This is a genomic window from Rhodothermales bacterium, assembly GCA_017643395.1.
Classification (GTDB): domain Bacteria; phylum Bacteroidota; class Rhodothermia; order Rhodothermales; family UBA10348; genus JABDJZ01.
Genome location: JAEPNP010000003.1, coordinates 289,948 through 306,520 on the forward strand (window position 1 = coordinate 289,948; position 16,573 = coordinate 306,520).

Sequence of the window (16,573 nt, forward strand, 5' to 3'; positions counted from 1 at the left end):
TGCAGAATAGTCATTTGACACTATTGAGATTCTCCGGAAAGGAACGATGTTGGTGGTCATGGCGGAAGAGGAACGGACCAGAATGGCGTTCGAAGAGGTGTTTGTAATCCAAATGGGACGATTCGTACCCATGTTGACTGTCCGGGTGGGTACCGAGACCCTGGAGAAGGGACATCCCGTGCACGGCTCCTACAAGCTGGACGGCATCCCGTTGTACGCACTCATGGGTACCGAGTTGGAGTTGGTCCGGCTCATGGATTCCGTGCCCGAATTGCGAGTGCCTGGGCTCGAGCTCGGAGAGACGTCCGCCTAACTCTTGTTCTTGCGGACGAACTCGGCCTCCTCGAAGGTCTTTTCGTACTCGTAGACGTCTATTTCAAAGACCCCCAGGCGCCACGCCCAGGCCACGATGGCCGGCCGCCAGCGCACTCCGCTGGCGGCCTTGAGGCGGTCTACCTGGTTGCGCACCGTGTGCTCGGACTTGAACATCTTCTCTGCAATCTGGGCATTGTTCTGCCCCTGCGCGACCTGAAGAAGAATGCGCAACAGCTTGGGAGTGATGCCGAGCTTGAGCAGTTGCTGTGTGGCGTTCTCGATCTCCTTTTCGCGATTGTGACTGTTCATCTGACGTGTCACAATCTGCTGAGAGACCCGCGGGCTGATGTAGACGCCGCCACGCAGCACTTCCTTGACGGCGTTCACGATGGTCGACAGCGACTCGTTCTTCATCACATAGCCTGAGGCTCCCGCCTCAAGCGTGCCCATGACGTACTCCGGGTCGGCATGACCGGAGAGAGGCAGGACCTTGGACTCGACACCGCGCTGATGGAGAAAACGCACCACTTCAAGCCCCGTCATAAGGGGCATGTCCATGTCGATTAGCAGGAGGTCCGGCGGGTTGGCCGTAACCAGTTCCAGCGCCTCTTCGCCATTATACGCGCGTCCAACGATCTTGAGGTTCGTCTCTCGCTCAAGCTTCATGGACACTCCTTCCATGAAGGCAGGGTGGTCGTCTGCCAGGACAATGCTGTGGATCGACATCAGTCGGTCACTACGGGGATGGTCAACGTGAGCCGGGTACCGCTGCCGCGGGAGGATAACACCTGCAGGGTGCCTCCGGCGCGCTTGGCCCATTCATGCATGCCCAGCAAGCCAAAGTGTCGGTTCCTGGCGAGGGCCACGAGCGATGTGCTCGAGTCGAACCCGCGGCCGTTGTCGTACACCGAGACCTCCAGGGCGTTTCCGACTCGTCTCAGTGCCACATCCACGGCGGAGGCGGCGGAGTGGCGCGCCACATTGCCCAGGGCACTCTGCAAGACACGATAGGCGGTAACGGCCACCGGTTCCTCCATCATGCCGACCGCTTCCAGGTCGGTCTGGACCTGGATATCCTCATGGTCCAGCTGGAAGTCCTGGCAGTAAGCGCGGAACGTGCGTTCGAGCGGGGTAGTGAGCAGGCCGGACGGCCGCAGGTTGGCGCAAATGCGGCGCAATTCTTCGATCGTGGAATCGGTGCGCTTCTGGATCTCCTCCAGCGTCTCCTCCGACCCGTCCTCATGCAGCATTTCCGCCAGGTGCCGGAACGTATACAGAGCTTGCAGCGGCCCGTCGTGGATGTGTCGCTGCAGCGTTTTTCGTTCGTCCTCCCGGCTTTCCGCAAGCGCTGTCTGTATCTCGAGCGCCTCTCGACGGCGGCGTTGCGTTCTTGTGAGGATGCTGCCTCCGACCGTGCCGAGTATGAGGCCTCCAGCCAGGAGCTGGAACCAGAGCGTCTGGATCAGCGGACGCCGCACGACTACGTCGTACAGAAAGCGGCCGGTCTGGCCGTTCCCGGCAAGCGTGCGGATCTCCAGGCGATAGGGCTCACGACGGGGCGGGATGTCGCGGAAGACCTGGCTCACCATCGACTGCCGGTATTCTCTCGGCAAATCGTCGTCGCCGTGGAGCTGGGTCCATATCCGAAGATGTTCCAGTCCGCCGAGGTCAGCCAGGGTGATGTTGGCCTCGAATTCGTAGGCACCGCGGCGGAGCTCAAGACGTGAACCCTGTAGCGTGCCGCCGGAGGCAACCAGGGTGATCTCCGGCTCTGGTGCGGGAGGAATCTCAAGGTCCGGATCGAAACTCCAAAGGCCGTTCTCGCGGGCGGCGACCATGCGATCGCCGACACGGATGAGCTGCTTCTGGATGAATTGTCCGGCTCCATCCCTTGGGTCAGGCCGAATGGTGCGCCATCCCATTTCCGGGCGCAGGGGATCGAAGCGTGAGGCTGCCGAGCTGCTCAGGGCCCAAATCCGACCCAGGTGGTCAGCTTCTACGGCGATCTGCCCGCCCGGCGGGAGCCCCTGATTGGTGTCGAAAAGGGAGGATGTTTCGGATTCGGGGTCCCAGCGGAGGACGCCGCCGTCAGTGGCAGCGAAGATTTCTCCCCCGCGGGCCTCGGTTAAGTCGTTGGTGGTGAAGAATGCGCCCGCCAACGTGTCCGTCGCCCAGGGCCCCACCAAATCCCATTCGCTGCTGTCTGACCGGGCTTCCGTAAGTCCTCCCGTACCCGGGCGTGCGTACAGCTGCCCAGACGAGTGGGCAAGCAGTTCAAGCATGTTCGCACCCGCTGCGAAGGACTCCACACTCAAGTCACGTACTATGCCGATACCCTCTCCAACGGTAGAGACAGCAATCGCACCCTGCCATGCCGCCAGGTCCATCACGCTGAAATCGGTCGGAAAGGCTCCTGCTAGGGACAGCTTCTCGATCGGGCGATCTCTCGGAATTCGGAAGAGTCCGTGCTGCGCAGTTCCCATGGTAACTGCGCCGTCTTGCTCCAGCATTGCAGTAGGTTCTCGGGGGCGCCCTTGGGACGGCTGCGGAATGGGTTCACTACGTTTGAGGTCGCCGTCGAGCGCGAGCTTTTGAATACCTTCTGTTGTGGCAGACCACAAGGTCCCGTTTTCCGACGCCGGAGCAATCGCTGTAAGGGGTGCCACGCGATACTCACGGATGGTGTACCCGTAGCGAGTTCGTGAGACGCCACAAACACCGTTGTCTGTGGCAGCCCACAACATGCCGAAGGCATCGGCGTGGAGCTTTCCGACGTCGTCGTTGCATAAGCTCGAATCGTCGCCGGGTCGATGACGGTACTCCACCAGCCTACCCGTCTGTTGAAGGAAGACGTAGAGGCCTTTCTGGTTGCCGATCCAGAGTTCGCCGTCAGCAAGCAGGAGGTTCCAGACCACGGTGTCGGCCATTCCGGTGCCGTCGAAGGTCAGCGTCTTCAGCCGGGCAATTTCTCCGCTTGCGAGGTCAAGTCGCTGGACACCCATGCCGGAGGTCCCCAGCCATAGATATCCAGCCGGGTCGTAAACGAGGTCGTTAACGTCCAGACTGACGCCCGGTACCGATTCTAGGCCACTCAACTGACCGTCCTCCCACTTGAAGCGGATAAGCCCGGCTCCGCGGGTGCCCATGTAGACGGCTCCGTCGGGCGTGCGCACCAGCCGGGTCGGGTTCGTGGCCACTTCACTTTCTTCAACGCTGGCGAACGGCACCGGGCAGAGGCGACCGTCCCGAATCGAGATGACACCGGCGCGTGAGGTCGTCACCCAGACTTCTCCAGGAACAACGCGGTCCAGAGAGCGAGGTCGGCCGAGCTCTACTGGGATGGGATCGCAGGCTGGATCCACCGGGATCGCTGCAAGCGATCGGGTAGTCGGGTCAAGCCGAAGAGGGTGGCCGTCCAATACTGCGACGAGGATGCCCTCGTCGGTTTGGAGCAGGGAATAAACCCACGGGTTCGCAAGCAGAGAGTTGCTCTCATTGAACGTGGTCCTGACCTGCCCGCCTTCCCACTCCTGCAGGCCCTGCTTTGAGCCAATCCAGAGGCTGCCGTTCTCGGTTCGGAGTGCAACCCAGGTCTCGGGGCTTGCCAAGCCCCCCTCGACTCCGATCCGAACAAATCGATCGCCCTCCTGGGCCGCTGTTGTTGTCGAAAAAAACGGCCAGAGGAGCAGCAGGATCAGGTATTTGCGAGGAATCAGGGACAGGGGATGCAATGGGGAGAGCAACTTCCGGGTAAAAAAAGGTCATTTTTGACCACCCACAATAAGGTGAAACGACTATTCGTAAGTCGGAATGACCGGCGAGATTGGTGCAAATCGGGCCGAAAAACGAGCAATTCTGCTCTTGATTCGCTCCTCAACTCCACCAAAGCCCCCGCTGCACAATGCAGGTATTCTCTCGCCTCCAAGTCCTCTGCGTCGCTGCGCTCATCGCCTTCACACTGACCGCCTGTGATTCGAATCCTGTCGGTCCTATAGACCACTCTGAGCGCGTTCAGCCAGTCGAAGAGTACGCCCCGGTTCCAACCGGTACGATTCTGAACATTGACGTGGTGGACCGTACACCCCAGGTTGCTGCGAAAGACACTCTCAACGGCTAGCACATTACCCAAAGGCTGCTCGGTCCCGGCTATCACCCTCGACAGTTCCGGTGCCAGTCCGGTTGGGTTTCGCGGCCCAGTCAGGGAGGGACGAGCGGGTAATCAGGTGAGCGAGTCCCCCGCGCTCTGGCGCGGGGGCATCGCCTGACTGATCTCCTTTGCCCATGACTCGAATCGAGTCATGGCGGAGAAGAGCGCAGGGCGGCATGGCAGGCTGTCACCGGAGACGGCATCCAGCCCGGCGCCCCCAAATGCGAGCCGGAATGGGGCCTGACCCGCGATGCGCTCGAGGCTCAGGCCGACTTGCCGAATTTCCGGAATCACGGGCGCAAGCGTGATAGACACGCAAACCAGGTCGGCCCGATAGTCGAGTTGTGCAGACGCGATGTCCTCGGGGGGCACGTTCAGCCCGAGGTAATGAACCTGCCAACCCAGTCTTCGCAGCACGAGCCGCGCCATCAGTGCGCCCAGTTCGTGGCCTTCCCCTCGCGCGCACGTCACGAGCGCCCGAGGTCCGAGCGTGTGCGGCAGCGCGACAGTCCGCGCGACGACGAGGTCCCGCAACAGATAGGACACCGCATGTTCGTCCGCGATGCCCATGCGGCCTTCGTGATAGGCCTGGTCGACTCGAGCCATGACACCGGCCACTACGCCGTCCAGAAACGGCCCGGCCGCTGCAGCCTGCAACTGGTGATCCAGCATGGCTAGTAGCGATCTGCCATCTCCCCCAAGGGCCCAGTAGTACGCGAGTCTGGCGAGCGCCTCAAAGTCGTCCTCCTGGTGCCGCAGTTCCTCAGCCTCGAGGTAATCCCGCAGACGGTCGCCAAAAACCGCCAAGGCGAGCCCCTCGCGACTGATCAGAGCCGCAAGGTGGCGGGGACCAATTCGCCGGTGGCCCCCGCGGGTCACTTCATGCGGTAGTTCGCCCCCGTCGCACCACCGCTTGACGGTGGACTCGTGAACGCCGCATAAGTCGGCGGCTCGACCGGTGGTGATCAGCATGTCGCGAAATAAAAAACGATCATGGTAATACGTATGATCGTTTTTGGGTCCGTTCGTGGCGACTAGTGGAGTAGGGAAGCGATCGCGGAGGTTGGATCGTGCGCGACGGCAGTCGACTTTTGCAACTGGATTCGTTCAGATGTGGTTCCGTGATCGTTTGTCATACCCGATAGGCTCTTGGCGAACCCGCGGAAACGATCTCTGGACGAGCCTCCACGTTGTTTTAAACTTGAATTGCGGGTCCAATCATGGAGCTCCCAACCCTCACTCCAGGCGAATACAGTCTCGTCTACAACTTTTTCTCGCTCACGATCGCCTCAATGCTCGCAGCGTTCGTGTTTTTCATCATGGGTCAGTCCCGCGTGGCACCGAAGTATCGGATTTCGCTGATGGTCTCGGCCCTGGTCGTAGGTATTGCCGCCTACCACTACTTCCGAATCAGTTCCTCCTGGGCCGGAGCGTACGTGATGGCTGACGGACTCTACACGGCCAGCGGCGCTCCCTTCAACGATGCCTACCGCTACGTGGACTGGCTGCTGACAGTGCCACTCCTGCTTGTCGAGTTGGTGCTCGTGCTGCAGCTGACGCGCGAGAAGAGCGGTCCGATGCTGACCAAATTGGTCATTGCCGCGACGGCCATGATCGCGCTCGGCTACCCAGGCGAGATCACGACGGACGTCACCGCACGAGCCATCTGGGGTGCGCTCTCCACGGTGCCGTTCATCTACATCCTCTATGTCCTCTGGGTGGAGCTGGGCAAAGTTCTGGTGACGCAGCCGGAGCGTGTGCGCATCCTGACACGCAACATCCGCCTGCTACTTCTGGCTACATGGGGTTTCTATCCCATTGCCTACCTCGGCCCCATGCTGGGCTTCGGGGGTGGTGAAGCGGTGGTCTTCCTGCAGGTCGGCTACTCGCTCGCAGATGTGCTTGCGAAGGCCGGCTTTGGCGTCATGATCTATGCGATTGCGCGTGCAAAGTCCGATGCCGACGGCTGGGACCTGAACGCCCAGCCCGCGATCCTGCGCGCCTGAAAACCGCGATAGCGTGTCGTACACGACACATATTGCCTCGGGTGTTCCCGATGCGGCCATGTCCCGCCAGGCCGACTACCTCCCGGTAGTCGCTGCCCTGGCGGGACTGGCCGCATCCGGCGCCCTCGCCGGTGGACCGATCTGGACGCTCCTGCTGCCTCTGGCAGTCAGCGCCGTCTGGTTCGGACTGCCCCATGGAGGCGCAGATCACATCGTTGCTGCTGCTCTGCGCCAGCGACTCTGGGGACCCATCGCCGCCTACCTGGCAGCGATCGGTCTCTTCCTCGCAGTCTGGTGGATCAAAGCGCCTCTGGCGTTCTGGCTGTTCATCGCCATGACGGTCTTTCACTGGGGTACGGGCGATGCCCATTTCGCGATTTCCAGAGGGTGGGTGCCTCGTTTCGCGGCACCGACCTCCGCGTTGGTCAGAGGAGCGCTGCCGATGCTTGGCCCGCTGGCATTCTTTCCAGGGCGCTTTGCCGAGGTCGAGCGCGCAGCAACTTCCCTCTTTGGAGGGTCCGGGGTTGTCGCAGGTCCCATCGCCCAGATGGTTGCACTGGGGATGTTGGCGATGATCATTCTCGCGCACGTCGGGCACCTGTACCATCGAGGAGCCTTGCGGCATTCCGGGCGTGACGTGATGGAGCTGGCCGTTCTGCTGGTCCTGTTTGCTGTCGTCGATCCGCTGGTGTCTGTCGGGGTGTATTTCACGTTCTGGCACAGTGTGCGCCATCTGGACAGGCTCGGAGGCTTCTATGAGCGGAGACTGAATGGGCGCAGTCTGCTCCGGGACGTGATTCCAACCACCCTAATCTCTTTGGTCGGCATCGCTGGTCTTGCCATTCTGGTGCCTCAGACGCCCGATTCGGGGTTTGCCTTGCTGGGTGTGTACCTGGTGGCGATTTCCGCGCTCACATTCCCTCACATGCTGGTCGTCCACCTGATGGACCGCGCTGAACACGCATTTCCGTGGAACGGCTAGAGACTTGGTATCAGGACCACTTTCTCGGTCCCGAAGCAAAGGAGCAATGGGAGCGCCGGATCGTGTGGCTCGCCATCGGCGGTTTTCTGGTGCACCTCGCGCTGATCTTCCTCACCCGGGCAGAGTGGGTAGTGCTCCCGCCTGAGTCGAGGCTTCTGGGAAGCCCCATAGCAGCCATATACACCCCGTTCTCGTTCATCTTGCTGTACGAGGTGTATCTGCTCATTTACTACCTGCCGCACTCGATCAGCACGTACATCGGCAAGCAGTATGAGATCGTCGCGCTGATTGTCATCCGGCGCATATTCAAGGACATCTCGAACCTGGACCTGACGACCGAGTGGTTTTCAAACCCGGACGACCTGCAGTTCACGTACGACGTCGTGTCGACCGTACTGCTTTTTGCGCTGATTCTCGTGTTCTATTGGCTGAACAAGAGGCGCCACGTCATCGAAGGGAAGGGCGGCGAGCTGACTCCGAAGCTGCAGCGTTTCATTCGCATAAAGACCGGACTTGCGATGGTGTTGATACCGGTCTTCATCGGTCTCGCAGTCTACACGCTCGGCGACTGGCTGTTGACCATCTTCTCAGACGCTTCAGTCGAGCGCAGCCTCTACGATCTGAATACCATCTTTTTCGATGAGTTCTTTTCGGTGCTGATCGTGACCGATGTGCTGTTGTTGCTGGTTTCGCTGATTCACACGGACCGCTTCCGCAAGGTGATCCGCAACTCCGGGTTCATCATTTCCACCATCCTGATCAAGCTGTCCTTCAGTGCCGTGGGTCTGTTGAATGCGGCGCTGACTACGGCAGCGGTGCTGTTCGGAGTGCTCATTCTTGGCCTTCACAACCTGTACGCCCGACTTGAAAATGACTGATACCAGAGTTTCTCCACTTACTCCCTCCGCAGCGGTGGCGTTGGGGATGGTCTTCATGGCGGCGCTGGCCGTGTCTTTCCGACACGGAGCGTTCATTTCCCCTCCGGTCGTATTGGGTGTCGGGCTGGCCCTCCTGTGGATCTTCCGGCCTCGGTCAGTCGAGGCGGCCAAGCGTTAGCGCGACACGACCAGGATGCGCGAGAGGCGTTGCCCGGCGGCCTCCAAGTGCACCACGCACATGCCCGCCGAGAGGTCGGCTGTGCGTAGCGACGTTTCGTAACTGCCTGAGGAGTGATGCCCCTGTTCGATGGCCATCAGCCTTCGCCCCAGGATGTCATACAGGCTCAGGACAACGGGGCCTGGCTCGGAGAGCGAATAACGCAGCCGGGCTTCACCCTTGGCAGGGTTGGGATAGGGCGACTCCAGCGTGACGGCGATGGCAGGCCGCTCCGGCTCAATGGTCGTGGCTGTCTCGCACTCGACCCCCGTCACTTCTCCCGGGCCGCCGGGGCCGTCAAACGCCGGCCCCATGGCGAATGCCCAGTCCCGCATGGACTCCGTCGGCGGCAGACACAGGCTGGTAAAGTTGAACCGGAAGTTGGACATGGAGAGATTCAGGAACGTCTCGGGGATGGGACCGCTCAGGTCCGCGTTGTAAAACACCTCCAGCGAGCGCAGCTGTGACAGCGAGCCAAGAGACGACGGAAGTCCACCGGTCAGATTATTCGTTCCGAGATCCAGGCCGCTGAGCTTCGCGGCGTTCCCAAGCGAGTCAGGTATGGGCCCGGAGAGTTGGTTGTCTCCAAGGTTGATGTAGCGAATCTGGGGAAGCATGCCCAACTCTGACGGAATCCCGCCGGACAACTCGTTGTTGTTCAAAAGCAGAATGCGCAGTTGGGGCATGTCTCCGTATTCCGACGGAATCGGCCCTGTAATGCGGTTGTGCTCGAGGTTCAGCTCGGACAATCGTTCCAGGCGACCCAGTTCTGGCGGGAGAGGCCCGTCGAGGCGGTTCATGCTCAGGTCCAACTCGGAAAGGTTGTCCAGATCGCCAAGCGAGCCTGGAATCGCCCCGGTCAATTGGTTATTGAACAGATTGAGGCTGGTCAGACCTGACATGCCCCCGAGGCCCTCCGGCAACGTCTCAATCAGGTTCTGGTGCAGGTCGAGGGACTGCAGCGTAGTGAGCGCACCAAACTCCGGTGGAATGGTCGTAAAGAAGTTTCGCGACAGGTCCATAACCCGCACGCTGGCCAGTTGACCGAATTGACCGGGAATCGGCCCAGACAGGTAGTTGCCGCGGACGTCGAGCACGCGCAGTGCGCTCAGAGCGCCGAGTTCCGGGGGCAGGGGTCCTCCCAGACGATTGGCACCAAGGTCCAGGTAAGTCAGTTGCTTGAGATTGCCGAGTTCAGGAGGCACCGTGCCTTCCAACTCATTTCGCCGCAGGGTGAGATACTCCAGGTTCAGCAACTGACCGAGCTGCGGAGGAATGGCACCTGAGAGGCGGTTGTCGTCCAGCCGCAGCACTTTGAGAGCGGACAGTCCACCGATCTCAGCAGGAAGGCCGGTCAGCTTGTTGTCGCCTGCATCGAGGTGTTGCAGCGAGCTCAGGTTGCCGAACTCGGCCGGAAAGGAGCCCGAGAAACTGTTGTCGTGGAGGTCGAGAAACTCCAGCGCCGATAGCTGCCCAATCTCCGGCGGCAGACGACTGTACAGGTTGTTGCCCAGGTGCCATTCCCTCAGCGCAACCAGGCCGCCAATGTTGGTCGGCAGCGTGCCGCCGAGCAGGTTGTCATTCAGCCAGGCGACTTCCAGGCTGGCCAGCGTGCCGAAGCCTGCTCCAAGGTTGATCAGCCGGTTGCGCGAGAGATAAAGGTGGGTCAGTGCCTGAAGGCCTGCCAGGCTGTCGGGTAGGCGACCTGTCAGGCGGTTGTGCTGTAGCCTCAACTCCGTCAGCTTGGTGAGCCGTCCAATCTCCGACGGGATGGTTCCGTGCAGGTCGTTGCTGGGGAGATACAGAAAGACCAACTCCGTCAATTCCCCGATCTCGGGCGGCAATTCGCCGGAAAGGTTTCGTCCTCCCAGATTCAGGCCTGCCACGCGTCCGGAGATCATCACAACTCCCGACCACGAGATCAGAGGTCCGGTCAACCAGTTGGTATTCACGTGCCAGTTTGCACCTCCGGTGGACCGGTAGAGCGCGACCAGCGCGAGAGAGTCCGCCTGATTGGCGGCCGATGGGAGCGAAGGTCGCGCCGGCGTGTTCACAGTGGCCCCGACCGCCAGGGCCAACGTCAGCGCAGCGGCCAGGCCTGTAACCTTGTGAGGGAGTCGTTTCAGGGGAGCTTCGGGAGAATGCCCTGCAAGCTATCCGATCGAACGAGGTCAGGCCGAACCCTTCCGGGCGGGTCGCCTGCGCACGCCTCCCGCCCGCGTCTGCGAGATGTCGAACCGCACATCTACCCCAGCACATCGACCGGGTCGCCGACCCGAATCAGCCCGTCCGAAAGAATCTGCACCCGCAAACCCCCGCGCCCGATCATGGCGGGGAGCACGGTGATGCCGGTTTTCCGCTCCAGGTATTTGCAAGGCTGGCAGAGGCGCACTCCCTTGACGTCGATCTCTCCAAGGCGAATGCGCTGTTTGACCAGCGCATTCAGTTCAATGCCGGAGACCAGCACGTTGCGCCGACTGTCGGCCGCAGTCAAGGGAACGCCTTGCCGATTCAATTCCTCGAGAGCCTCGGTAGAGATCAGCGTCAACTCTCGTTTGGGTCCGGCCCAGCGAGAAAGCGAGCCGGCATTGGCATAGTACCGGTCTCCCACCAGACCGCGGCCTGCGACGGCCCGGGCCTCCGCGACCGATTGCATCGGAGCGCCGCGATCGGCGGCGATGAAGATGGCTTCGATGCGGCCGGGAGGGACCGTCACCTGTCGAGCACGACGCTTGTGACACGAACCCCTCCCGACTCCACGAGTCGGATGAAATACATCCCGGGAGCAAGGTGTGACAGATCCAGGCCAGTCGGCCCTCCGCTCGTCTCATGCCGGGTCATCACGCGTCGTCCCAGAAGGTCCACCACCTCAATGGTGACTGGCGCCTGGTGGCTGCCCGCGACGAGGGTCGTCCGGCCATGTGTCGGATTCGGAAACACGTGCAGACCGTCTTCGGAAGGTGAGTCGGGTGGTGCAACGGACGTGGGCGATGTCTCAGGTGCCCAAAAGGTGGAGTCTGTGGCCCAAATAAACAGGCGGTCGCTGGGCGCCCAGGAGACGAGTTTGTCGGCCCGCATCCCTCCGCGTGCCATCAGCCGACCTTCAGCGCCAATCGTGCCCACGGCGCCTGCCGCGTCAACGGGCTGCCCGAGCGTGCCGTCTTCGGACCGGGCATACCAATAAGCTGTCCGGTGGCCGATGGCCGAGAGCCAGGCCTCAGAAGGGGGCATGACGATACGCAAGACGGACTTGCCATCCGGGGAGTCGAAATGTGTCGGGTCTGAAAGGGCCCCTGTAGCGGGATCGACCTGCCATCGCGAGAAGCCGCCTGCTCGACCGGTGAAAGCTTCGTCGCCGGCCGCGGTGAGCGTGATCGACGACATATCGTCATCCTGAACGACAAAGGAAAGCGCGAGCGATCCGTCTGCAGAATTACGAGTCCAGATTCGCATCTGCACATCGCCCTCGTCATACACCGTATAGACATGCGCTCCATCCGGAGATACGGCGATGTCGGAGGCCCGTCCCTGGTACTGCTCTCCCGCGCTGAGCCTGCCGGTGACCGCGTCCCGACTCAGGACACCGATGGGTCTCCCGGAATACAGGTGGTTCCAGTCCGGGCTGAATGCCACGGCTCTCGCAGATAGGGGAAAGTCGGCGTTGTTGTAGGACTCGATCAGGGACGGGACGCCGCTGTCGTCGTCCACGGCGTACACCGCGATTTCGTCATCGTTCGTGTGGGGGAACTGCCAGAACAGGTAGAGAAAGCGATCGTCGGGGCTGACCCGCACGGACGTCAGGATGTTCGGCCATCGCGCTCCCGAGTCAGCCACCTGGGTCGACGTCCATCGAAATGGCGCATGAGCATCAGTCCGCACAAACGTGTCCAGCGTATTGTTCTCCGTGATGGCCCAAACCCGGTTGCCGGAGTGCGCGATGGCAACGTCCGACACACGCCGCAGGCCCCAGCCCGGGTAGTCAACGCCTGAAACGGTCTTGACCAGCGTCAGCTGGCCATTCTGCTTGTCTCGTGCATAGATCGCCCATCGATTCACGTCGGGCATGGCTCCGAGCAGGTATTGGTCGTCGAGCACCGAACGTATCCATTCCAGGCTCCAGAGCCCATCGTCCGCCACCACCTGGTGGGCTTCGAGCCCTCCGTCTGCAGCAACGCTGTAGCCGTGAATCCGGCCGGTTTCGGACTCCAGCGCGTAGACGAAACGCTGATCCATGGACCCCGCCACTGCCGCAATCCTCACCCCTGCCAGGAGGCGATCGGTCGTAGTGCCCGTGCCGGACCCATCTGCGGCGAGAATGGAGAATCCCCAGTAGTGGTAGACGGGTTGGCTCAACCCTTCCGGCACGTGCAAGTCGATTTCGTCCGTCATGGGAACCGGAAACTCGACCAGAGTCGGGGTACCCAGTTTCCCCGTGGTCTGGTCGATGGGAATCCAGTGGTAGCGCATGGTTCTGTGGCCACTGAAACCCGCAGCGACCGACGTATTCACGTAGACACCCTGGTCGCCGGCGCGGTAGAAAACCGACGCGTGTTCGTTGTGGGCATACGAAATCTGATCCGTCTCGACGAGGGATCCGTTGTCGGAGGCGCGCCGGAAAATGCGAACCGGCCCTCCTCCCGGGTAACCGAGAATCGTCGTGACCAGGAAGTCACCGACGACCGCAAAGTCGCTCATTTCGGCCTCCAGGCGCTGCACCAGAGCCGGCGGGTCCGAGCGGCCTGCCTGCCTCCACACTTGGAGTCCATCGGCGGTGCGCAGGTAGATGGTGTGGCCATCGTCCGCAAGCTCCAACTGCTCAAGGTCGGCAGGACCGACGTCGGTGCTGAGACGGTGCTCCGGCACGCCGTCGGTTCCCAACTCAAACAGTCTGAGTTCACCTCGCGTGGCCGACAGGGCCCAGAGATAATCGCCGCTCTCGGTCAGTGCCCAATGGGTAAGGCCCGCCGACGGATTGCTCCGCCCGTCCGCGGTATCTCCGTAGCCGAAGACGGCCGGCGCTTCCAAGTTTGGGGCAACCTGTCCCGTCGCCCATGGCGGAAGGCTGAGCAGAGCCGCTGCGCACAAAAGGACGGTCCGTGCCCTCGTGCGACAAGTCATTGCAGCCGTTTCGAGCACCCCCAGGCAACCCATGTTTAGTCCCGTGCCGGAGTGATCATCACGTGGGCGCCCGCAGTCCCTGGATACATCAGCCACGGTTGCAGCGGCCCGGCCGGGGAGGTAGCCAGGCCCGTGGATTCCGCTGTGGCGTACGGCGTGTAGATGACATAGCGGAGGAATCGATTCTCGACCGTTCCGGTAGCAGCATCGAAACTGTCGCCTGTCAGCACATAGAGCGCCGCGGGCGTTTCCGGCATGGGCAACTCCCCCGAATCTGCGGCGGCGTAGCGCCTGGTTCGCACGGTCTGGTTGTCCATGCCCTGGGCGCGAAGCTCGCGTCCCATCGCCATGAAGGGCTCAATGGAGGCGTGATAGCAGGCTACGTTGAAGCCATCTCGGCTGGGGTCGTCCGCGAGACAGACCAGTTCATTTTCTCCGACGCGCAGGTCGGTATAGGCACCGTTCGCGTCGAAACCAATCACCCTCGCGCCGTCACGCAGATCTTCCGGGGCGGCCTGAACGGCCCCCGCAATCTGGTCGGCGGCAGGGACCATCTGGGCGCTGCTCGTTGCGGGGTTGCAATGCAGGAGAAGCAGACCGAGCAGTGAGGTCAGCAGGACGGCTTTCATGGATTACGCAGGGGACGTGTCTGGTGTCATTTGAACGAAGTCTACGGGTGTGAATTCGTTCCGCGCCAGGCACGTTCAGGCGGCCGGGACAAGGCGGCCGATTACCCCTCGCAATTCCTCGATATAAACCGGCTTACTCAGGTACGCGTCTGCCCCTGCGGCGAGGTATTCCTCCCGGGCCCCGCTCAGTGCGTTGGCGGTGACGACGATGATGGGTACGCGTGCCGCGAGCGTGCCGGACATCCGGATCCGCTGGATAGCCTCATCTCCGGTCATCTCCGGCATCTGGATGTCCATGATGACCAGGTCGTATTCGCCGCTGCACGCCAGCTTGAACGCGTCACGGCCGTTAGTCACGGTGTCGACGCGGTCGAAGCCGTCGACCCGCAGGAATTTTTCGATCACCCGCTGGTTCAACTCATTGTCCTCTGCCAACAGCACACACCGACCGGTGGGTCCCCTGTCCACTTCCGGGATCGACACAGGCGCCGCGGTTGCCCGGGGTTCGAGCTCGACATAGAGCCCGCCTGTCGGCACGTCTACGCTGAATGTCGTTCCCCGCCCGATCTCGCTTTCCACCGCGATGCTGCCTCCCATCAGTTCGACGAGGTTCTTTACGATGGAAAGTCCAAGTCCGGCGCCGCCGTGTCGGCGGGTGTGGGAGCCATCGGTTTGATAGAACCGCTCGAAGATGTTCGACAACTCCTCCTGCGGAATACCGGGTCCGGTGTCGACGATTTCGAAGCGAACGGTCTGCTGATCAAGCGGGATGGTGCGCACCGACACCGAGCCCTGTTCGGTGAACTTTGCGGCGTTACCCAGCAGGTTGACAAGAATCTGCTTCAGCCGGTCCGGATCCGTGTTGAAGCGGGCGTTGCGTATCTCTCCGGTCTCGATTGAGAGCCCTTTATGCTCCACGGTGCCTCGTACCGTATCGACTGCCTCCGAAACGATTGTGGCCAGCTCGGCCTCCCGCTGATCGATGGTTACGTAGCCGGCCTCGATGCGAGCGATATCAAGCACATCGTCGATAAGGCTGAGCAGGGTGGTCGAGGACGCCTTGATCACGTCGAGCCAATCCTGCTGGGCCGAGTCGGGGCCCATCGCCTGAAGCACCTGGCAACCACCCACAACACCGTTGAGCGGTGTTCGAATCTCGTGACTCATGGTCGCGAGGAATTCCGACTTGAGGCGAGACGCCCTTTGGGCTTCTGCGGTCTGTTGTTTGAGCTCTTCTCGCACGGCAATGTCGTCAGACACGTCGTAGTTGACTCCCGTCAGTCTGTAGTCACCCTGTTCACCGGTGCGCTGGGCCTGAGTTCGAATGTGCCGAACCTGCCCGTCCGGGTGGTGAACCCGGAACATGCCGTGGAACTCGCCTCCGAGCTCCATGACATCGGCGACCTTGCCCTGCACCCGTTCCAGATCCTCCGGATAGACCCGCTTGGACCAGAACTCGTACGACCCGTCAAACGCCTCCGGGTCTGCCCCGTAGAGTTCGAACATGGTCTCGTCCCAGCTCAGTTTGCCCGTTTCAGGATTCCATTCCCAAATGCCGATCTGACCTGCCGTCGTGGCCAGCGACAGCCTCTCGGACAGCTTGCGGGACTCACGCTCCGCCTCGGATCGCGATTCGATTTCTGACTGGAGAAGCTCGTTCTGATCGCGGTAGTGCTGGGGACCCGGAATGGCCAGTGCATCTGGCAGCAGCTTCCAGAGCATTGCCGCCGTAATCAGGGAGACGATGCCCGTAACGGCCTTCAGAAGGCCGTCTGGACCGTAGAGGGGGTTCCAGACCAGATAGATATTGAACAGGTGGGTCGCACCGCAGAGCAGTATGAACGCAGTGAACAGGTAGAACACGCTCTTGAAACCCAGGTCCTTCCGCCGTTTGGTGAAGAGGTAGAGGGCGATGGGAATCGAGAAGTACGACAGCGCGATGACGGCATCGGATATCACATGCAGCCAGAGGATTTCTGGCTTCCAGAGGTAGCACATGCCGTGTGGCATGAACGAGCCGGACTGGAAGAATTCGGCGATCTTTTCCATGAGACGGAAAAACGGTCAATTTGAGGGTAGGAGGCCGGTTTTTGACAATCGGCCCTTGGTGCGTCGAAATGGGGCGCCTACCTCTCGTTCGTCGCGCCGAAGCACGGGGGATGCTCCGTGGGAATGCGTGGGGCCACCATCATGCCAGTTGGAGCCTGCGGGGCGCACCGGGGCGCATCAATGCGACAAGCGGCTGTCGCGGCACCGTAACGAGAAAGCCAGAAACAACTCG

General features: G+C 61.4%; 13 protein-coding genes. 5 read left to right on the forward strand and 8 right to left on the reverse strand.

Translation table 11 applies throughout. The annotated features are described in order from the left end of the window. Nucleotides 1-46 precede the first annotated feature (46 nt). Nucleotides 47-313, forward strand: a complete 267-nt coding sequence (locus JJ896_11760) for a hypothetical protein (protein MBO6780320.1) — start codon at nucleotides 47-49, stop codon at nucleotides 311-313. On the opposite strand, the gene JJ896_11765 is transcribed toward JJ896_11760, so the two are convergent. The 3 genes from JJ896_11765 to JJ896_11775 all read right to left on the reverse strand — a co-directional run bounded on the left by JJ896_11765 (nucleotide 310) and on the right by JJ896_11775 (nucleotide 5,434). Further along, complete coding sequence (locus JJ896_11765; protein MBO6780321.1) at nucleotides 310-1,041, reverse strand: response regulator transcription factor; 732 nt, start codon at nucleotides 1,039-1,041, stop codon at nucleotides 310-312. The genes JJ896_11760 and JJ896_11765 overlap by 4 nt on opposite strands. Then, nucleotides 1,041-4,046 carry a hypothetical protein gene (locus JJ896_11770; GenBank protein MBO6780322.1) on the reverse strand — a complete coding sequence of 1,002 codons (3,006 nt, stop codon included), beginning with the start codon at nucleotides 4,044-4,046 and terminating at the stop codon, nucleotides 1,041-1,043. The genes JJ896_11765 and JJ896_11770 overlap by 1 nt, the downstream gene beginning before the upstream one ends. A 488-nt stretch (nucleotides 4,047-4,534) precedes the next feature. Beyond that, nucleotides 4,535-5,434, reverse strand: a complete 900-nt coding sequence (locus JJ896_11775; GenBank protein MBO6780323.1) for a cobalamin-dependent protein — start codon at nucleotides 5,432-5,434, stop codon at nucleotides 4,535-4,537. Between the two features lie 248 nt (nucleotides 5,435-5,682). On the opposite strand from JJ896_11775, the gene JJ896_11780 reads away from it, so the two are divergent. From JJ896_11780 to JJ896_11795, 4 genes are read left to right on the forward strand one after another with little or no spacing between them, the layout of a single operon-like run. Beyond that, nucleotides 5,683-6,468, forward strand: coding sequence for a bacteriorhodopsin (locus JJ896_11780; GenBank protein MBO6780324.1), 786 nt, complete (start codon nucleotides 5,683-5,685; stop codon nucleotides 6,466-6,468). Nucleotides 6,469-6,481: 13 nt separating this feature from the next. Continuing rightward, the gene (locus tag JJ896_11785; protein MBO6780325.1) at nucleotides 6,482-7,450 is read left to right on the forward strand and encodes a Brp/Blh family beta-carotene 15,15'-dioxygenase; all 969 of its coding nucleotides are present in this window, start codon (nucleotides 6,482-6,484) and stop codon (nucleotides 7,448-7,450) included. Further along, complete coding sequence (locus tag JJ896_11790; GenBank protein ID MBO6780326.1) at nucleotides 7,438-8,328, forward strand: hypothetical protein; 891 nt, start codon at nucleotides 7,438-7,440, stop codon at nucleotides 8,326-8,328. Before JJ896_11785 ends, JJ896_11790 begins: the two co-directional genes overlap by 13 nt. After that, a complete protein-coding gene (locus JJ896_11795; GenBank protein ID MBO6780327.1) occupies nucleotides 8,321-8,506 on the forward strand; it encodes a hypothetical protein in 186 nt (61 codons plus the stop codon). Before JJ896_11790 ends, JJ896_11795 begins: the two co-directional genes overlap by 8 nt. Here the strand turns inward: JJ896_11795 and JJ896_11800 are convergent. The 5 genes from JJ896_11800 to JJ896_11820 form a co-directional block, all read right to left on the reverse strand. After that, nucleotides 8,503-10,623, reverse strand: coding sequence for a leucine-rich repeat domain-containing protein (locus JJ896_11800; GenBank protein ID MBO6780328.1), 2,121 nt, complete (start codon nucleotides 10,621-10,623; stop codon nucleotides 8,503-8,505). The genes JJ896_11795 and JJ896_11800 overlap by 4 nt on opposite strands. A gap of 167 nt (nucleotides 10,624-10,790) precedes the next feature. Next, on the reverse strand, nucleotides 10,791-11,261 hold the full coding sequence (locus tag JJ896_11805; protein MBO6780329.1) for an MOSC domain-containing protein: 471 nt from the start codon (nucleotides 11,259-11,261) through the stop codon (nucleotides 10,791-10,793). Next, nucleotides 11,258-13,570, reverse strand: coding sequence for a beta-propeller fold lactonase family protein (locus JJ896_11810; protein MBO6780330.1), 2,313 nt, complete (start codon nucleotides 13,568-13,570; stop codon nucleotides 11,258-11,260). Before JJ896_11810 ends, JJ896_11805 begins: the two co-directional genes overlap by 4 nt. A gap of 128 nt (nucleotides 13,571-13,698) precedes the next feature. Continuing rightward, nucleotides 13,699-14,292, reverse strand: a complete 594-nt coding sequence (locus tag JJ896_11815) for a hypothetical protein (GenBank protein MBO6780331.1) — start codon at nucleotides 14,290-14,292, stop codon at nucleotides 13,699-13,701. Between the two features lie 75 nt (nucleotides 14,293-14,367). After that, nucleotides 14,368-16,341, reverse strand: coding sequence for a response regulator (locus JJ896_11820; GenBank protein ID MBO6780332.1), 1,974 nt, complete (start codon nucleotides 16,339-16,341; stop codon nucleotides 14,368-14,370). Nucleotides 16,342-16,573 lie beyond the last annotated feature (232 nt).

Excerpts from the sequence above, each read along its gene's own strand:
- JJ896_11760 (MBO6780320.1), top strand. The coding sequence starts at position 47 with ATGTTGGTGGTCATGGCGGAAGAGGAACGGACCAGAATGGCGTTCGAA.
- JJ896_11765 (MBO6780321.1), bottom strand. The coding sequence starts at position 1,041 with ATGTCGATCCACAGCATTGTCCTGGCAGACGACCACCCTGCCTTCATG.
- JJ896_11775 (MBO6780323.1), bottom strand. The coding sequence starts at position 5,434 with ATGCTGATCACCACCGGTCGAGCCGCCGACTTATGCGGCGTTCACGAG.
- JJ896_11780 (MBO6780324.1), top strand. The coding sequence starts at position 5,683 with ATGGAGCTCCCAACCCTCACTCCAGGCGAATACAGTCTCGTCTACAAC.
- JJ896_11795 (MBO6780327.1), top strand. The coding sequence starts at position 8,321 with ATGACTGATACCAGAGTTTCTCCACTTACTCCCTCCGCAGCGGTGGCG.
- JJ896_11815 (MBO6780331.1), bottom strand. The coding sequence starts at position 14,292 with ATGAAAGCCGTCCTGCTGACCTCACTGCTCGGTCTGCTTCTCCTGCAT.
- JJ896_11820 (MBO6780332.1), bottom strand. The coding sequence starts at position 16,341 with ATGGAAAAGATCGCCGAATTCTTCCAGTCCGGCTCGTTCATGCCACAC.